Source organism: Agrobacterium tumefaciens str. B6 (assembly GCF_001541315.1).
Lineage (GTDB): Bacteria > Pseudomonadota > Alphaproteobacteria > Rhizobiales > Rhizobiaceae > Agrobacterium > Agrobacterium radiobacter.
Genome location: NZ_LMVK01000027.1, coordinates 1 through 14,478 on the forward strand (window position 1 = coordinate 1; position 14,478 = coordinate 14,478).

General features: G+C 60.2%; 15 protein-coding genes and 1 pseudogene. 9 read left to right on the forward strand and 7 right to left on the reverse strand.

Annotated elements, in window-relative coordinates:
* Positions 1 to 203: 3,4-dihydroxy-2-butanone-4-phosphate synthase (locus ASB65_RS18900; RefSeq protein ID WP_162266788.1), on the forward strand; the 203-nt coding region annotated here is incomplete at its 5' end.
* A 120-nt stretch (positions 204 to 323) separates the two neighbouring features.
* Here the strand turns inward: ASB65_RS18900 and ASB65_RS18905 are convergent.
* The 4 genes from ASB65_RS18905 to ASB65_RS18920 form a co-directional block, all read right to left on the reverse strand.
* Positions 324 to 1,112, reverse strand: coding sequence for an SDR family oxidoreductase (locus ASB65_RS18905; RefSeq protein ID WP_060725041.1), 789 nt, complete (start codon positions 1,110 to 1,112; stop codon positions 324 to 326).
* Between the two features lie 14 nt (positions 1,113 to 1,126).
* Positions 1,127 to 2,605 carry a sugar ABC transporter ATP-binding protein gene (locus tag ASB65_RS18910; RefSeq protein WP_060725042.1) on the reverse strand — a complete coding sequence of 493 codons (1,479 nt, stop codon included), beginning with the start codon at positions 2,603 to 2,605 and terminating at the stop codon, positions 1,127 to 1,129.
* Between the two features lie 120 nt (positions 2,606 to 2,725).
* Positions 2,726 to 3,655 (reverse strand): sugar ABC transporter substrate-binding protein, encoded by a 930-nt coding sequence (locus ASB65_RS18915; protein WP_060725043.1) that lies wholly within the window; start codon positions 3,653 to 3,655, stop codon positions 2,726 to 2,728.
* A gap of 131 nt (positions 3,656 to 3,786) precedes the next feature.
* Positions 3,787 to 4,767, reverse strand: a complete 981-nt coding sequence (locus tag ASB65_RS18920; protein ID WP_060725044.1) for an ABC transporter permease — start codon at positions 4,765 to 4,767, stop codon at positions 3,787 to 3,789.
* 437 nt (positions 4,768 to 5,204) lie between these two features.
* Between ASB65_RS18920 and ASB65_RS18925 the strand changes: the two genes are divergently transcribed.
* The 5 genes from ASB65_RS18925 (at position 5,205) to ASB65_RS18945 (ending at position 10,347) form a co-directional block, all read left to right on the forward strand.
* On the forward strand, positions 5,205 to 6,014 hold the full coding sequence (locus ASB65_RS18925) for a transketolase (RefSeq protein ID WP_060725045.1): 810 nt from the start codon (positions 5,205 to 5,207) through the stop codon (positions 6,012 to 6,014).
* Positions 6,014 to 6,970 carry a transketolase family protein gene (locus tag ASB65_RS18930; RefSeq protein ID WP_060725046.1) on the forward strand — a complete coding sequence of 319 codons (957 nt, stop codon included), beginning with the start codon at positions 6,014 to 6,016 and terminating at the stop codon, positions 6,968 to 6,970. The genes ASB65_RS18925 and ASB65_RS18930 overlap by 1 nt, the downstream gene beginning before the upstream one ends.
* A 117-nt stretch (positions 6,971 to 7,087) precedes the next feature.
* Positions 7,088 to 8,557 carry an FGGY family carbohydrate kinase gene (locus ASB65_RS18935; protein WP_060725047.1) on the forward strand — a complete coding sequence of 490 codons (1,470 nt, stop codon included), beginning with the start codon at positions 7,088 to 7,090 and terminating at the stop codon, positions 8,555 to 8,557.
* Positions 8,558 to 8,577: 20 nt separating this feature from the next.
* Positions 8,578 to 9,531, forward strand: coding sequence for a sugar-binding transcriptional regulator (locus ASB65_RS18940; protein ID WP_060725048.1), 954 nt, complete (start codon positions 8,578 to 8,580; stop codon positions 9,529 to 9,531).
* Between the two features lie 30 nt (positions 9,532 to 9,561).
* Positions 9,562 to 10,347 (forward strand): SDR family oxidoreductase, encoded by a 786-nt coding sequence (locus ASB65_RS18945; RefSeq protein ID WP_060725049.1) that lies wholly within the window; start codon positions 9,562 to 9,564, stop codon positions 10,345 to 10,347.
* Positions 10,348 to 10,849: 502 nt separating this feature from the next.
* Here the strand turns inward: ASB65_RS18945 and ftrA are convergent.
* A complete protein-coding gene (gene ftrA, locus ASB65_RS18950) occupies positions 10,850 to 11,848 on the reverse strand; it encodes a transcriptional regulator FtrA (RefSeq protein WP_415799983.1) in 999 nt (332 codons plus the stop codon).
* A 71-nt stretch (positions 11,849 to 11,919) separates the two neighbouring features.
* Between ftrA and ASB65_RS18955 the strand changes: the two genes are divergently transcribed.
* Positions 11,920 to 12,300 carry a nuclear transport factor 2 family protein gene (locus tag ASB65_RS18955; protein ID WP_060725051.1) on the forward strand — a complete coding sequence of 127 codons (381 nt, stop codon included), beginning with the start codon at positions 11,920 to 11,922 and terminating at the stop codon, positions 12,298 to 12,300.
* 25 nt (positions 12,301 to 12,325) lie between these two features.
* Complete coding sequence (locus ASB65_RS18960; protein WP_060725052.1) at positions 12,326 to 12,925, forward strand: gamma carbonic anhydrase family protein; 600 nt, start codon at positions 12,326 to 12,328, stop codon at positions 12,923 to 12,925.
* An 81-nt stretch (positions 12,926 to 13,006) separates the two neighbouring features.
* Here the strand turns inward: ASB65_RS18960 and ASB65_RS28760 are convergent, their stop codons facing one another.
* Both ASB65_RS28760 and ASB65_RS18970 read right to left on the reverse strand, forming a co-directional pair.
* On the reverse strand, positions 13,007 to 13,291 hold the full coding sequence (locus tag ASB65_RS28760) for a helix-turn-helix domain-containing protein (protein ID WP_060725053.1): 285 nt from the start codon (positions 13,289 to 13,291) through the stop codon (positions 13,007 to 13,009).
* Positions 13,292 to 13,316: 25 nt separating this feature from the next.
* Entirely contained in the window at positions 13,317 to 14,114 is a 798-nt protein-coding gene (locus ASB65_RS18970) for a helix-turn-helix domain-containing protein (RefSeq protein WP_060725054.1), read from the reverse strand.
* A gap of 83 nt (positions 14,115 to 14,197) precedes the next feature.
* Between ASB65_RS18970 and ASB65_RS18975 the strand changes: the two are divergent.
* Positions 14,198 to 14,478, forward strand: a pseudogene (locus tag ASB65_RS18975) (class I SAM-dependent methyltransferase); the annotation flags it as partial.

Below are 14,478 nucleotides of genomic sequence, written 5' to 3' on the forward strand. Positions count from 1 at the left end.
CCGTCGATCTTTGCCGTCTAGCCGGGAAATTCCCCTGCGGCACCATCTGCGAAGTCGCCAATGACGACGGCACCATGGCCCGCCTGCCCCAGCTCGAAGTCTTTGCCGAACGCCACGGCCTGCTCGTCGTGACGATCAAGGATCTCGTTTCTTACCTCAAGGGCGAGGTTGTCGAGGACGTGGTGCAGAAGCAGGTCGCCTGATCTGCGCTTCCTTGTTGTGAATACGAAAACGCCCGGCGCAAGCCGGGCGTAAAATCAAAAGGCAGACCACCTTGCATCTTGCACGTGGTCATCAATTCGAGCGGCGCTGCCGCGAAAACCCTACCAACAGCAGAACCCGCCATCTACCAAAAGGTCCACGCCCGTCACGAAGCTCGCCGCATCTGACAGCAGGAAGATCGCCGGGCCGACCATTTCATCGACGCCCGCCATGCGCTGCATCGGGGTCTGCTCTTCGAACAGTTTCGTCTGGTGCACCATTTCCGGCCGCGTGTTCATCGGCGTCGCGGTGTAACCAGGCGAGATGGTGTTGACGCGGATGCCGCGCCCCACCCATTCCATCGCCATGGATTTGGACATGTGGATGACGCCCGCCTTCGATGCATTGTAGTGGCACTGCATCAGGCCGCGATTGACGATGACGCCGGACATGGAAGCAATGTTGACGATTGCGCCGCGACCGTTCTTCAGCATGGCATTGGCTTGCGCCTGGCAGGAGAGGAACACACCCTTCAGGTTGATGTCCATCATCGTCTGGAACTGGCTTTCTTCCATTTCCTCAGCCGGATTGGCGTTGGCGATGCCGGCGGCATTGACGGCAAGCGAAAGCGCACCGAGTTCGGTCTGCGTGCGTGCTACCGCGTCGCTCAGCGCCTGCTTGCTGGTGACATCGGCGGCGATCTGGATCGACTTGCGGCCAGCTCTGGCAATGAAATCAGCCGTCTGCGCCAGGCCGTCATCGGTGCGGCGGTCAAGCAGCGCGACATCGGCACCGGACTGGGCAAGCCCCATGGCGATCCGCTGGCCGATGCCGGAACCCGCACCAGTGACGAACGCCACCTGGCCGGAAAGATCGAAGAGTTTCGGCGCGTTGAGCGTGATTGTGGACATCTCTATTTCCTTCTTCAAATGGTTGCCAGTTCCATGACCGAGACGTCGTTGGCCTCGTCGCGGTTGAGGATTCCGGCCTGTTTTCCCTGCGCAAGAACGAGGATGCGGTTTGAAACGCCCAGCACCTCTTCGAGATCGGAACTGACGACGATGACGGCAACGCCGCTTTTGGCCAGACCGACGATAATATCGTAAATGCCAGCCCGCGCGCCGACATCGATGCCGCGCGTCGGCTCGTCCAGCACAACCACACGCGGGTTGCGGGCAAGCCATTTGGCAATGACGACCTTCTGCTGGTTGCCGCCGGAGAGATCCGAGGCAGGCTGTTCGCTGCGGCCCTTCACCCCGAATTTGGCAATCGCCTCCTTCGTAAAAGCACGCTTGATGCTAGGCGTTATCCAGCCGGTGCCGACACGGTCGAGATTGGCGTAGATCAGGTTTTCACCGATCTCATGCTCGACAACCAGCCCCTGAAGCTTGCGGTCTTCCGGCACCATGACGATGCCCTTCGCAATCGCATCCGCCGGGCTTTTCAGCGTCAGTACCTGTCCATCGAGCAAAACCTCGCCCGCACTGGTCGGATCGGCACCGGAAATGGCACGCACCAGTTCGGTACGCCCCGCGCCGATCAGCCCGGCAATTCCAAGAATTTCGCCGGCACGGACGCCGAAACTGATGTCGCGGAAAGAATTGTCCGTGCCAGTCAGCCCCTTGACCTCCAGCACCGTTTTTTCCTGCGGTTCGGGCAGCGCCGGGAACAGGCGTTCCAGCGACCGGCCGACCATGCTTTCGACGATGGTGCGCACCGGTGTCGCGCTGTCTTCAAATTCATGCACCCGCTCACCGTCGCGCAGCACGACGATGCGGTCGGTGATCTGCTTGATCTCTTCCATGCGGTGGGAAATATAGATGATGCCCACGCCCTCGGCGCGCAGCTTGCGAACCTGCTCGAACAGGGCCTGGGTTTCCGCACCGCCAAGGGCCGCCGTCGGCTCGTCGAGGATCAGGAGCTTGGCATCGAGCGCCAGCGCCTTGGCGATTTCGATCAGCTGCTGGTTTGCGGTCGAAAGGCCCGCAACCTTTCGGGTTGCGGGAATATGCAGATTGAGCCGCGCCAGCTGCTGCTGCGCCCTCCGGACCATTTCGGCGCGGTCGACGATGCCGTTCTTCATCGGCCAGCGGCCGATAAAGACGTTTTCGGCGATGGAAAGCTCCGGCAGAAGCTTCAGCTCCTGATGGATGAGTACAATGCCCTTGTCTATCGCCTCACGCGGCGAAGCGGGCGTGTAGGGCTGGCCAAGCCAGGTCATCTTTCCTTCGGACGGCTCGCGGGAACCGGCGATGATGCCTGAGAGGGTGGACTTGCCCGCCCCGTTTTCACCCAGCAACGCCACGACTTCACCCGGATAGACGTCGAGATCGACGCTTTTCAGAACCTCGAGCGGGCCGTAACGTTTGCTGATGCCACGGAGCGAAAGAACCGGCTCGCGCATGACGGGACCTCCTGGGAAATACGCGTGGCAGTGATGCGCCACGGCTTTGCGTCCGAATTGCCTGAAAACGAACAGATGACGCCCCCGCGCTTCCGGCTGGAGTGCGCGGGGGCGGATGCATCAGGGGTGGTTGGCAATGAAGCCGTCGACGTTTTCCTTCGTCGTCAGCGTCGCCTCGGAGAGCTGCACGGCCGGAACCTTCCCGCCGCCGACGATCTTGACGGCCATCTCCACAGCCGTGCGGCCCATCTTCTGGGTCTGCTGCGTCGCTGTCACGTCAAAGACGCCGTTCTTCAGCGCCTCAAGCGCTGCCGTGTCGCCATCGAAGCCGCCAACGACGATCTTCTGCGAGGGGTTGGCGACCTTGATCGCCTGTGCCGCGCCGAGCGCCAGACCGTCTGCCTGGGCAAAGACGATGGAAACGTCCGGATTGGCCTGAAGCAGGTTCTGCATGATCTGGAAGCCTTCATCCTGGCTCCACATGTTGGACCACTGTTCGGCAACGATCTTCACGCCGGAATTGGCCTTGACCGATTCCATGCAGCCCTTGGTGCGGTCGACTTCCGGTGTCGTGCCCTTCTGGCCATGAATGATGACCATTTTGCCCGAGCCGCCTGCCTGCTTGATGATGTAATCGCAGACCGACTTGGCGGAAGCGACGGAATCGGTAGCGAGGAAGGTATCGCCCGGCGCGCCGTCGGCATTGCGGTCGATGTTGATGACGGGCACACCTGCCGCCTTGGCAAGCTTGACCGGAACGGTCGCCGCAGCGGCACCAGCCGGAATATAGATCAGCGCGTCGATGTTCTGCGTCAGGAGATCCTGGATCTGGTTGACCTGCGTCGGGCCATCGCCCTTGGCATCGACGGTGACGACGGTGATGCCGCGCGTCTTGGCTTCGGCTTCGACGGCCTGCTTGATCTGGTTGAAGAAGTTCGCCTGAAGATTGGCAACGGCAAGGCCGATCTTCTTGACTTCGGCGGCGTTGGCCGAACCGAGTGACAGGGCGAGAAGGGCGGCGGATGTCAGCAGAATGCGTGAAAATTTCATGATTATTCCTCCATTTGTTGATTTTGACCTTCGGGCAGATCAAACCTCCTCCCCTTCGGTCGCTTTTCACGCCTCCCATACCGGGAGGGTCGTCTATTGTGCGGACGGCTCATCGCCCTCCGCAGGCAAATTCAGCTTCTGCGCCGGCGCAATGTTTCAGCACCCACGGCCAGCACGATAACCACACCGATGATGACCTGTTGCAGAAAGGGAGAAACATTGAGCAGGTTGAGGCCGTTGCGCAGCACACCGATGATGAGCACGCCGATCAGCGTTCCGCCAATGCCGCCGGCCCCCCCCGAAGGGGGGGCCCCGCCGATGACGACAGCCGCAATCGTATCCAGCTCGTAGCCAAAACCGCTGGAAGGCTGCACCGAGTCGAGACGGGCTGCAAGAACGATACCCGCCAGACCGGCAAGAACCGCACAGGCGACATAGACGCAGATCGTCACCAGGGCGACGTTGATGCCGGCAAGTCGCGCCACTTCCGGGTTGCCGCCAACCGCATAGACGGTGCGGCCTTCGGAGCGGAAGCGCAGGAAAAGAAACGACACCAGAACAACGACCAGCATCAGCAGCACGGTCGCCGTCAGCACGCCGAAATGGCGGTCGATGGCCAGCATCATGAACCAGTCAGGGAAACCGACGATCTGCTGACCGTCCGTGATCATATTGGCAAGGCCGCGCGCCACCGACATCATGGCAAGCGTCGCGATGAACGCCGGAACCCGGAAGGCAGTGACGAGAACGCCGACGACAAGGCCGCAGGCTGCGGATGCGATGAGCGCCAGCATGATGGCCATGCCCATGGGCATGCCCGCGACATTGGCTGTCCAGCCCATGATCATCATCGACAGCGCCAGCACCGAACCGACGGACAGATCGATGCCGCCGAGCAGAATGACGAAGGTCATGCCAACGGCCATGATGCCGAGCACGGTGATCTGGTCGAGGATGTTGAGGCCGTTTCGAAGCGACAGAAAATTTTCGCTGGTGAAGGTCAGAAAGACACACAGCAGCAGCAGGCCCAAAAGAGGTCCGGTCGCACCGCTTAGCCAGGCAAGCGGGCTTCTGGTGTGCGTAACCCCCTCATTGCGTTCAAGCACGGACATGGCTCCTCCCAGTGGCTATCTTGCATTTTTTAAACCGATTAGAATAATTATTCATGCTCGGCGAAACATGCATAAGCCAGTTGAGAGAAACTTGTCAATAGGCTTGGACGGCGGGACGGGCCTTGCGGGTGATGGGATGGCTGCACACCTGCGCCTCCCATCTCGTTCCGGTGCACATCGCAGGAATCCAGCGCAAGCGCGTCTGCGTGGCAAGGAGAGCCCTTTCAGCCCAAGGACTTGGGCTGAGCAGATTCCTGTTGCGAGCCCAGGAATGAGGCGGGGAGGTCCGCTTCATCATCAGTGCAAATGGAGCGACAGAAATAATCGGCACGGATTGAAACAGCACAATTCACAATTCCGGCTTGACAGAAACGCCACTTCTGCAATTATATAAATAGCTGTATAAATATTCACACGCATGTTTTGAAGAGGATCCCATGCAGCCCACAGAGCTAGAGCGCATTGCGCGCCAGATTCGCCTTCGCGACGTCCAGGCTGTTTTCGAGGCGGGTGCCGGCCATGTCGGCGGCGAAATGTCGGCGATCGACATCATGACCGCCCTTTATTTCCGCGTATTGCGCATCTGGCCGGAAGAACCGAAGAACCCTGCCCGCGACCGTTTCGTGCTGTCGAAAGGCCACACCGCCTGCGCGCTTTATGTGACGCTCGCCAAGCGTGGCTTTATCCCGGAAGAGGAAATCTCGACCTTCCTGCGACCCAATTCCCGCCTCAATGGCCACCCCAACTGTAACAAGGTACCGGGGGTCGAGACCAATACCGGCCCGCTTGGCCACGGGCTTCCAGTTGCCGTCGGAATGGCCAAGGCGGCCAAGCTTTCGGGAGCGGATTACCATACCTATGTCATGACCGGTGATGGCGAGATGCAGGAGGGCTCCAACTGGGAAGCCATCATGTCCGCCGCGCAGTTCAACCTCAACAATCTGACGCTGATCATCGACCATAACCGTTTCCAGCAGGGTGCTGCGATCTCGGAAACCAACGACGTCGCGCCGCTTCGCCCCAAGCTGGAAGCATTCGGCTGGGAGGTGAGCGAAATAAACGGCAACGCGATGGAAGAGATCGTCCCGGCGCTCGAACATCGCGGCGACCGCCCGCATTGCATCGTCGCGCACACCAACAAGGGTCACGGCATTTCGTTCATGCAGGACCGCGTCGACTGGCACCACAAGGTTCCAAGCAAGGAACAATACGAAATTGCCGTCAAAGAACTTTCGGAGGCATTGTAATGAACGCGCCCGTAACCGCCGCCAAACTCTATGATTGCCGCGACGCCTTTGCCGAAACGCTGGAAGCGTTGGCCGCCGCAAACGACAGGGTCGTGGCCGTCTGCAACGATTCGGTCGGCTCCTCGAAGCTCGGCGGCTTCAAGTCGAAATTCCCCGAGCGCCTCGTCAATGTCGGCATTGCCGAACAGAACATGGTGGGCGTCGGTGCCGGCCTTGCCAATGGCGGCCAGCTTCCCTTCGTCTGCGGCGCATCCTGTTTCCTGACCGGTCGCGCGCTGGAACAGATCAAGGCAGACCTCGCCTATTCCAACGCCAATGTGAAGCTCATCGGCATCTCCTCGGGCATGGCCTATGGCGAACTGGGTCCGACGCATCACTCGATCGAGGATTTCGCCTGGACCCGCGTTCTGCCGAACCTGCCGGTGATTGCCCCCTGCGACCGCATCGAAACGGCCGCCGCCGTCAAATGGGCTGCGGACTATGCCGGTCCCTGCTTCCTGCGCCTGTCGCGCGTCGGCGTGCCGGACCTTCTGCCTGATGGCCACGTCTTCGAACTTGGGCGCGCCAACCTGCTTCGCGAAGGTTCCGACATAGCGCTGATCGCCAATGGCACGCTGACACACCGCATCGTCAAGGCCGCCGATATTCTGGCCGGCCGTGGCATCAAGGCGCGTGTGCTTAACATGGCGACCGTGCGTCCGGTCGACGAGGCGGCCATTATTGCCGCAGCCAAGGAAACGGGCGCAATCCTGACGGCCGAAGAACATTCGATCTTCGGCGGTCTTGGCTCTGCCATCGCCGAAGTCGTGGTCGATCATGCCCCCGTGCCGATGAAGCGCCTCGGCGTTCCCGGCGTCTTTGCCCATACCGGCTCGGCAGAATGGCTACTCGATGAGTTCGGCATGGCACCAGCGGCCATCGCGGAGGCTGCGGCAGCGCTGATCAAGAGAAAATAAAGTCTCCTCCCGGGGTCGTCGCGTGTCTTCGGATGCGCGGCGACACCCTTTTGCAATATCGTCGTTTAGTCACCGCAAGGCTGAAACGAAAAAACTGCCGACGAAAGAACTCAAGTGATGCGCGCCATTCTGTCCATCGATCAGGGCACCACCAATTCCAAGGCCATTCTCGTTTCTGAAACAGGAGAATTGCTGGCGCGCGGTTCATCGCCGGTCGGCATCACCTATCCGCAGCCTGGCTGGGTGGAACAGGATCCGAACCGAATCTGGGCCTCGGTGCGCGAAGCGATTTCCGCCTGCCTGTCATCGGCACCCTCTGCGGTCAGCGTTGAAGCCATTGCCATTTCCAACCAGCGCGAATCTGTGACGATCTGGGACGGTGAAACCGGCGAGCCGCTCGGCCCGGTCTTGAGCTGGCAATGCCGCCGCACGGCACAGCAATGCGCCGATCTTATCGGCGAGGGATATTCCGAGCGTGTCATGGCGCTGACCGGCCTGCCTATTGACCCGATGTTTCCCGGCGCCAAGATGCGCTGGCTGTTGGAGCGCGCGCCGAAGGGCCGCAGCCTTCGCCTTGGCACCATCGATAGCTGGCTGATCCACTGCCTGACCGGCGGCAAGGTGCATGCCTGCGACGCCTCCAACGCGGCCCGAAGCCAGGTGCTCGATCTCAACCGGCAGGTCTGGAGCGAAGAGCTCTGCGACCTTTTTGGCATCGACATCAACGCACTGCCTGACCCGCGCGACAGCAGCGGCGACTTTGGCGTGACATCTGGTGTTCCCGGCGTCAAGGACGGCTCGCCTGTTCTGGCAGCCGTCGGCGACAGCCACGCCGCCCTCTTCGGCCATGGCGCCTTCAATCCCGGTGACGGCAAGGTGACGTTCGGCACCGGCTCATCGGTGATGACGACCCTGCCGCATTTCATCGCACCAGAGCGCGGCATCACAACCACAGTTGCCTGGAGGCTTCACGGCAAGCCGACTTTCGCGTTCGAGGGCAATATTCTTGTGTCTGCCGCCTCCCTGCCATGGATGACGGACATTCTCGGCCTGCCCGATGTCGCCTCTCTTGTGGAGCTTGCCGCCACCGCTGAGCCAGATGGCCCCGGTTTCGTCCCGGCCTTTGTCGGCCTCGGCGCGCCCTATTGGGATTCCAATTGCCGCGCGCTATTTTCGCAGATCAATTTCAGCACAAGCCGCGCGCAGATGGCCCGCGCCGTTACCGATTCCATCGCCTTTCAGGTTTATGACGTCTTCTCGGCCATGCGCGCGCAGTCGCCCTCCGGTTTCGGACAGCTGTTCGTGGATGGCGGACCGAGCCAGAACCGTTTCCTCATGCAATGCGTCGCCGACATGCTGGACCACCCCGTCATCCAGCGTGACGCGCCGGAAGCCTCCGCACTGGGCGCGGCCTATCTTGCCGGCCTCGCCCTCGGTCTCTGGAGCGATCTCGATGCCATCGCCGCGCTCAACAGTCCCGGCAACGCCATCGCGCCTTCGCCCAGTGACGGCAGGCAACGGCTTGCCGTCTGGCGCGACGCGATTGCGCGCTCGACGTTGCCTGTGACGTCGGGTAAGGGTGAATAAAAATTCACCCTGGAGGGCTTATGGGCAGGATCAACGAACTTCGGATGATATCCCGCGTGGCGCAGATGTATTTCAGCGAGCATCGTCGGCAGGCGGAGATTGCCGAACATCTCAATCTTTCGCAGGCCACCGTCTCGCGCATGCTGAAGCGTGCCGAAACGGAAGGTATCGTGCGCACCAGCATCATTCCGCCGCCCGGCACGTATAGCGATCTTGAAGCACAGCTTCGCGAACGCTTCGACCTGCCGGAAGCCATTGTCGTCGATTGCAGCGAAGACCGCGACGGCGCGATCATGGCTCGCATCGGCGAGGCGGCCGCGCATTTTCTCGAGGGGACGCTGTCGCAAAACGAGATCCTCGGCGTTTCCAGCTGGAGCCAGACGATCTTCAAGATGGTGGAAAACATCCATCCGCTGAAGGGCGCCAAAGCGCGTTATATCGTCCAGACGCTGGGCGGTATGGGCGATCCTTCCGTGCAGACGCACGCGACCCAGATCACCACGCGGCTGGCGAGGTTAACGGAGGCCGAGCCGAAATTGCTCCCGGTCCCCGGCGTCGCCACCTCTCGCGAGGCGAAGCTTTTGATGCTGGCCGATCCCTTCGTGCGCGAAACAATCGATCTTTTCGGTTCGATCACGCTCGCCATCGTCGGTGTCGGCGCCGTCGAGCCATCGGAGCTTCTTGCCCGCTCGGGCAATATCTTTTCCGCCAAGGAGCTTGCCGATCTCGCACAGGCGGGCGCCGTGGGCGACATTTCGCTCAGGTTCTTCGACAAGGACGGTAAGCCCGTCAAGACACCGCTCGATGATCGGGTCATAGGCCTTCCTCTGGAAAACCTCTCCAATGTCGACCGCGTCATTGCACTCGCCGGCGGCTCGAAGAAGACCGAGGCGATCGCCGGTGCGCTCAGAACCGGCGTGATCGATGTTCTCGTCACCGACAAATTCACCGCCGAACGACTGGTCGGCACATAAACATAGCCATTATCCCTTAAAGGAGGAGACATGAGGCGCTTTGAAGGTCAATCCGTATTCGTAACCGGAGGCAACAAGGGCATCGGTTACGGCATCGCCCGCCGTTTTGCCGAGGAGGGTGCGAAAGTCGCCATCGCCTCTATCGACAGGGACACCAATGACGCCGCCAAAAAGCTGGCGGACGAAACCGGCTCAGTCACCCATGGCGTGATCCTCGATGTGCGGGATGCGGCGGCGGTGCGCGAGGCTTATGGCGCAACCGAAGAGGCAATCGGTCCGCTGTCCATCTCGGTCCAGAACGCCGGCGTCATTACCATTTCCAGGATCGAGGAGTTGACGCAAGAACAGTGGGATTTCAATCTTGATGTCAACACCAAGGGCGCGTTCCTCTGCTGCCAGGAGGCGATCCGCCGCTTCCGCGCCAGCGGCACAAAGGGTCGCCTCGTCAACACCGCCTCCGGTCAGGCACGCCAGGGCTTCATCTATACACCGCATTACGCGGCCTCGAAGTTCGGTGTCGTCGGATTGACACAAAGCCTTGCCAAGGAGCTGGCGCCGGAAGGCATAACCGTCAACGCCATTTGCCCCGGCATCATCCACACCGAAATGTGGGACTATAACGATCGCGTCTGGGGCCAGATGCTCGGCGATTACAAGCCCGGCGAACTGATGGCCGAATGGGTGTGCAACATTCCGATGCGCCGTGCCGGCACACCCGCAGAAGTGGCGGCATTGGTGGCGTTTCTGGCATCTGACGATGCAGCTTACATCACCGGACAGACCATCAATGTCGATGGGGGGCTGATCATGTCGTAAGAGGCCTTGGTGGCGCCAGTACCGGAAATCTGGACATCCTAACCTCCTTCGCACAATCCGAATTTCCTGCGTGGGCTTTCGGAATGCCGTGTTCGCCGGACGGTCGACTGAATAGATGGCGTGGTTGCCGCTCTTCGCACCCGGCACGTTCTGTCAGAGGATGGTCGGGTTAAATCCAGCGGGTGGAAGGATGGCAGCATGACATACGACACGATGATTGGGATCGATCTGGCTATTCAGTCAAGCTTCGCTCTGCGGACGGAGCCTGCGTTTTGTAGTGTACCCTTATAGTCGCGCTATCCATTCATGCTCGGGGTGTAGGGCCTCCAGCCAGAGGCGCAGATCAAGCTTTTCCCGGAAATTGAGTTTGGGGAGCGGATCACATATTCGCGGCGCATGTCTTGTCGCATGAATCGCGCAGTCGCGGAGACCGTATCCACCTCAATCAAATTGGAGAAATTTGATTGGCGCCGTTGAGGCGCGTCTGGTCACCTGCTGGCCGTTAGGCAAAACGATTGCGGTAAGTCACGGGGCTGACCCCATAGTGCCGCCCAAACTGAAGCCTCAGGTTTTCGGCGCTTCCAAGTCCAGTCACTCTGGCAATCTCATCGGGTGCGGCCGTGCTGGTTTCGAGCAGGATGCGGGCTTGCTCCAGCCGCTCCCTCATGATCCACTTGAGCGGGGATAGACCGGTCAGGGACTGAAAGCGACGCTGAAAAGTACGCTCACTCATACGGGCGTGGCGAGCAAGAGAACTGATTGTGTGAGGATCTTGAAGGCTGGCCAGAATGTGATCGAGGATCGACGACAGCCGATCAGCCTCTCGCCTTAATGGCACGGGACGCTCGATGAACTGGGATTGTCCACCCTGGCGATGGCTGTACATCACCAGACGACGCGCCACCGTATTGGCAAGTTCCGCCCCGAAATCCGCCCGGACGATATGCAGGCACAGATCGATGCCTGCCGAGCTGCCCGCCGATGTCAGAATGTCCCCCTCATCGACATAGAGACAGCTCGCGTCCATCTCGACAGCAGGATAGCGGCGTGACAGGTGTTCGGCGAAACGCCAGTGCGTCGTGGCACGGCGACCATTGAGCAGACCCGCGGCCGCGAGCACGTAAGCACCACCACAGATGGAGATGATCCGGGCGCCACTCCGATGAGCGCGAACAAGGGCGCCGCAGATCTGGTCGGGCACAGGGGCATCGGGTCCGCGCCAACCGGGAACGATTATCGTTCCGGCCTGATGCAGATCGGCTTCAGTGCCTGTCGCTGTGACCGTCAGGCCGCCGCAGGCATGAAGAACCTGATCCTCCAGCGAGACCGATTTGAACTGATACCAGTCTGGTCCTGCTTCAGGACGGTCCAGGCCAAAGACTTCGGCCGTGATCCCGAACTCGAACGTGCAGAGGCCGTCATAGACGAGGCTGACAACACGTCTGTTTGCAGGAAAGGATGGGCTCTCATTTTTTGGCATGAATGCCGTCTTATCTGGCAATCCTGCCACTGGCAACTAGCGTTGTCGGCGTGCGACACGGTCACTCGCCTACAAACCACGGAGCAAACGCAATGAACCGCAATACCGAGCTGCTGGACGCAATACAAACATATTTCGACGCCCTCTACGCCTGCGATCTCATGCTTTTCGACAAGGTCTTTCATCCCGCCTGCAGCCTGTTCGACGCGGACGAAGGCGCCATTGCGGTCGACCCGATTGCCGACTATCGCCAGGTGATTGCAAAGCGTGAATCTCCCGCGAGCCGCTCACAGGGACGCGAAGACGAGATCATCCTGATCGACTGGCTTTCGCCGGCTGCGGCGACTGTAAAGGTGAGGCTGCGGATCCACGCGAATGTCTTTGTCGATCATCTTTGCTTCGTGAAAGGCGTTGACGGCTGGCGGATTGTCGCCAAGGTCTGGCATCTCGAAAGTGTACGGGCATTGTCGTAATGGCCGAAGCAGGAGAACAAGAACCATGATTTTGTCGTACGAAGAGCGGTCGCCATCTATCGATCCTACTGCCTGGGTTGCTGAGGACGCGACGGTCTGTGGCGATGTTACAATCGGTGCAGGCAGCAGGATCATGCATGGCGCTCGCCTGGTGGCTGAAGCTGGCGGCTCCATCCGCATCGGACGCAACTGCATCGTCTTCGAGAATGGGGTCATCCGCGCCACCAGTCGACATGACTGCTCGGTTGGGGACCACTGCATCGTTGGTCCGAACAGCCACGTGGTCGGTGGCCGAATCGATGCCGAAGTTTTTGTCGCCACTGGAGCCGCCGTGTTTCACGGGGCGCAAATCGGACATGGGTCGGAAGTCCGCATCAACGGAACCGTACACCTGCGAACACGGTTGGAACCGGGCTCGACCATACCGATCGGATGGGTGGCTGTCGGTGATCCCGCGCAAATCCTGTCGCCGGATCAGCACGAAGCGATCTGGGAAATTCAGAAGACACTCGATTTTCCTGGCTTCGTCTATGGCGTCGATAGAACCGCGCCCGACGTAATGAAAACAATCACCTCGCGCTTGTCCGAGGTTTTGGGAAGGCATCGAAGCGAAAGCGGTTGTTGAAGCCTCGGCGTCCAAGCCCCCGTCCCGCAAACGGCGGCCCGGCACACGTCCCGATTCCTCACTATTCTGAAAGGCGGTTACTTACGCTACAAAAGCGACTGCGGCTTCCGAAGGGCGAACCTCGATACGCCGCATGTAGGCTGCGACTTTCGGCCAGCGGCCAAGGTCGACGCCAAATCCCTTCATCCAGCCGGGGACCCGAGAATAAGCGTCTGCGACCGCGAAGAGGTTACCGCTCAGATAAGAGGAAAAGTCCGGCTCATCGTAGCGTAAAATCTTGCGGATGGTATTGCGGGAGACATGCAGCTCTCGGACGATCTTCTGCACCGACCAACCCTGAACATGGAAGGCTCGATGAACACGCACAATTGTATCCGCTCGCCTGGAAAGTCTAATCAAGCTTTCCAGTTTCCATGTTCGCGAACCCCCGGCTTGGATTTGCTCTGGACGGGGGGGAACCGAACTTGCGGGAATAAGCACGGGAAAATGCGGCGGCGCTGCCGAAGCCGACCCCGGCGGCGACCGATTTGACACTCCGTCCGGCTCGCAGTTTGGCTCGTCCGAGCGCAAGGCGCCAGCCATTGAGGTAGGCGATCGGCGACTGGTCAACGGTTTGCGTGAAGGTGGAAATAAATTGTCCGCGCGACATGTTCGCTATAGTGGCAAGGTCCGCAATCTGCCAATTTCGCGCGGGATTGTCATGTATGGCGACGAGGCTGGGATGCAGTCGGGGATGCGCTAGACCTGCCAGTAATCCCGCATCGACCGATCCGATCGCTATCGCCTTGCGGATCGCAAGCACGACAATGATCTCGCATAGCCGCGCCTCGACGGTGGAGCCACCACAGCGGGCAACCTCGACTTCGGCCACCATCAATTCGCACAAGCCGCGCAATTTCGGTTCGTTGGCCAGTGAAAAGCACAATTCGTCAGGCAGCGCACCGATCAACGGATTGGCACTACCGCCAAAATCCACTGCGGCGCCAGCGCATATAGCTGCGCCATCCGGCAGCGACGCCATGGATCTGGCGCGATAAAGGAGATGGGTCGGTTCGCCTGCGCCATGGGCATCGATGATGAGGAGGTTAGCTGCTTCAGCAGAATCGCAACGTGACGCGCCCAGATGAAAGGCCTTCAGGAAAGCCGTCAGCCGATCATGTTTTTGGTCGGCATTTGAACTTTCAGTCATGTATTTCCTCCCTCTTCTGATCGTAAATCTTGTATCCTTGCTGAACGAAGCACGCTAGGCGCCGAAAACGGGCAAGAGACAGCATGACACAGAATTCCGCAGCCAAATTCGACGCCTCCCGCGCCGGGGAATACGCACGCCAGAGCCGGATCGCGCTGGCCGGATATGACGCCTGCCACGAGCTCTCGGCCTGCATGCTGTCGGCGGTTTTGGGTGAAGGAAAGGCGGCACGGGTTCTGGTTGTCGGGGCTGGCGGCACGGCGGGCGAAATCATCGCCGCCGCTCGGCTGGAACCGCAATGGTCTTTTGTCGCCGTCGATCCTTCAGCGCCGATGCTTGACCTTGCACGCGAACATCTGGTCAG

Bases quoted from the DNA above. Each gene is read 5' to 3' on its own strand.
- ASB65_RS18920 (WP_060725044.1), bottom strand. From the start codon at position 4,767: ATGTCCGTGCTTGAACGCAATGAGGGGGTTACGCACACCAGAAGCCCG.
- ASB65_RS18945 (WP_060725049.1), top strand. From the start codon at position 9,562: ATGAGGCGCTTTGAAGGTCAATCCGTATTCGTAACCGGAGGCAACAAG.
- ASB65_RS18930 (WP_060725046.1), top strand. From the start codon at position 6,014: ATGAACGCGCCCGTAACCGCCGCCAAACTCTATGATTGCCGCGACGCC.
- ASB65_RS18955 (WP_060725051.1), top strand. From the start codon at position 11,920: ATGAACCGCAATACCGAGCTGCTGGACGCAATACAAACATATTTCGAC.
- ASB65_RS18960 (WP_060725052.1), top strand. From the start codon at position 12,326: ATGATTTTGTCGTACGAAGAGCGGTCGCCATCTATCGATCCTACTGCC.
- ASB65_RS18970 (WP_060725054.1), bottom strand. From the start codon at position 14,114: ATGACTGAAAGTTCAAATGCCGACCAAAAACATGATCGGCTGACGGCT.
- ASB65_RS18905 (WP_060725041.1), bottom strand. From the start codon at position 1,112: ATGTCCACAATCACGCTCAACGCGCCGAAACTCTTCGATCTTTCCGGC.
- ASB65_RS18925 (WP_060725045.1), top strand. From the start codon at position 5,205: ATGCAGCCCACAGAGCTAGAGCGCATTGCGCGCCAGATTCGCCTTCGC.
- ASB65_RS18940 (WP_060725048.1), top strand. From the start codon at position 8,578: ATGGGCAGGATCAACGAACTTCGGATGATATCCCGCGTGGCGCAGATG.
- ASB65_RS18910 (WP_060725042.1), bottom strand. From the start codon at position 2,605: ATGCGCGAGCCGGTTCTTTCGCTCCGTGGCATCAGCAAACGTTACGGC.
- ASB65_RS18935 (WP_060725047.1), top strand. From the start codon at position 7,088: ATGCGCGCCATTCTGTCCATCGATCAGGGCACCACCAATTCCAAGGCC.
- ASB65_RS18915 (WP_060725043.1), bottom strand. From the start codon at position 3,655: ATGAAATTTTCACGCATTCTGCTGACATCCGCCGCCCTTCTCGCCCTG.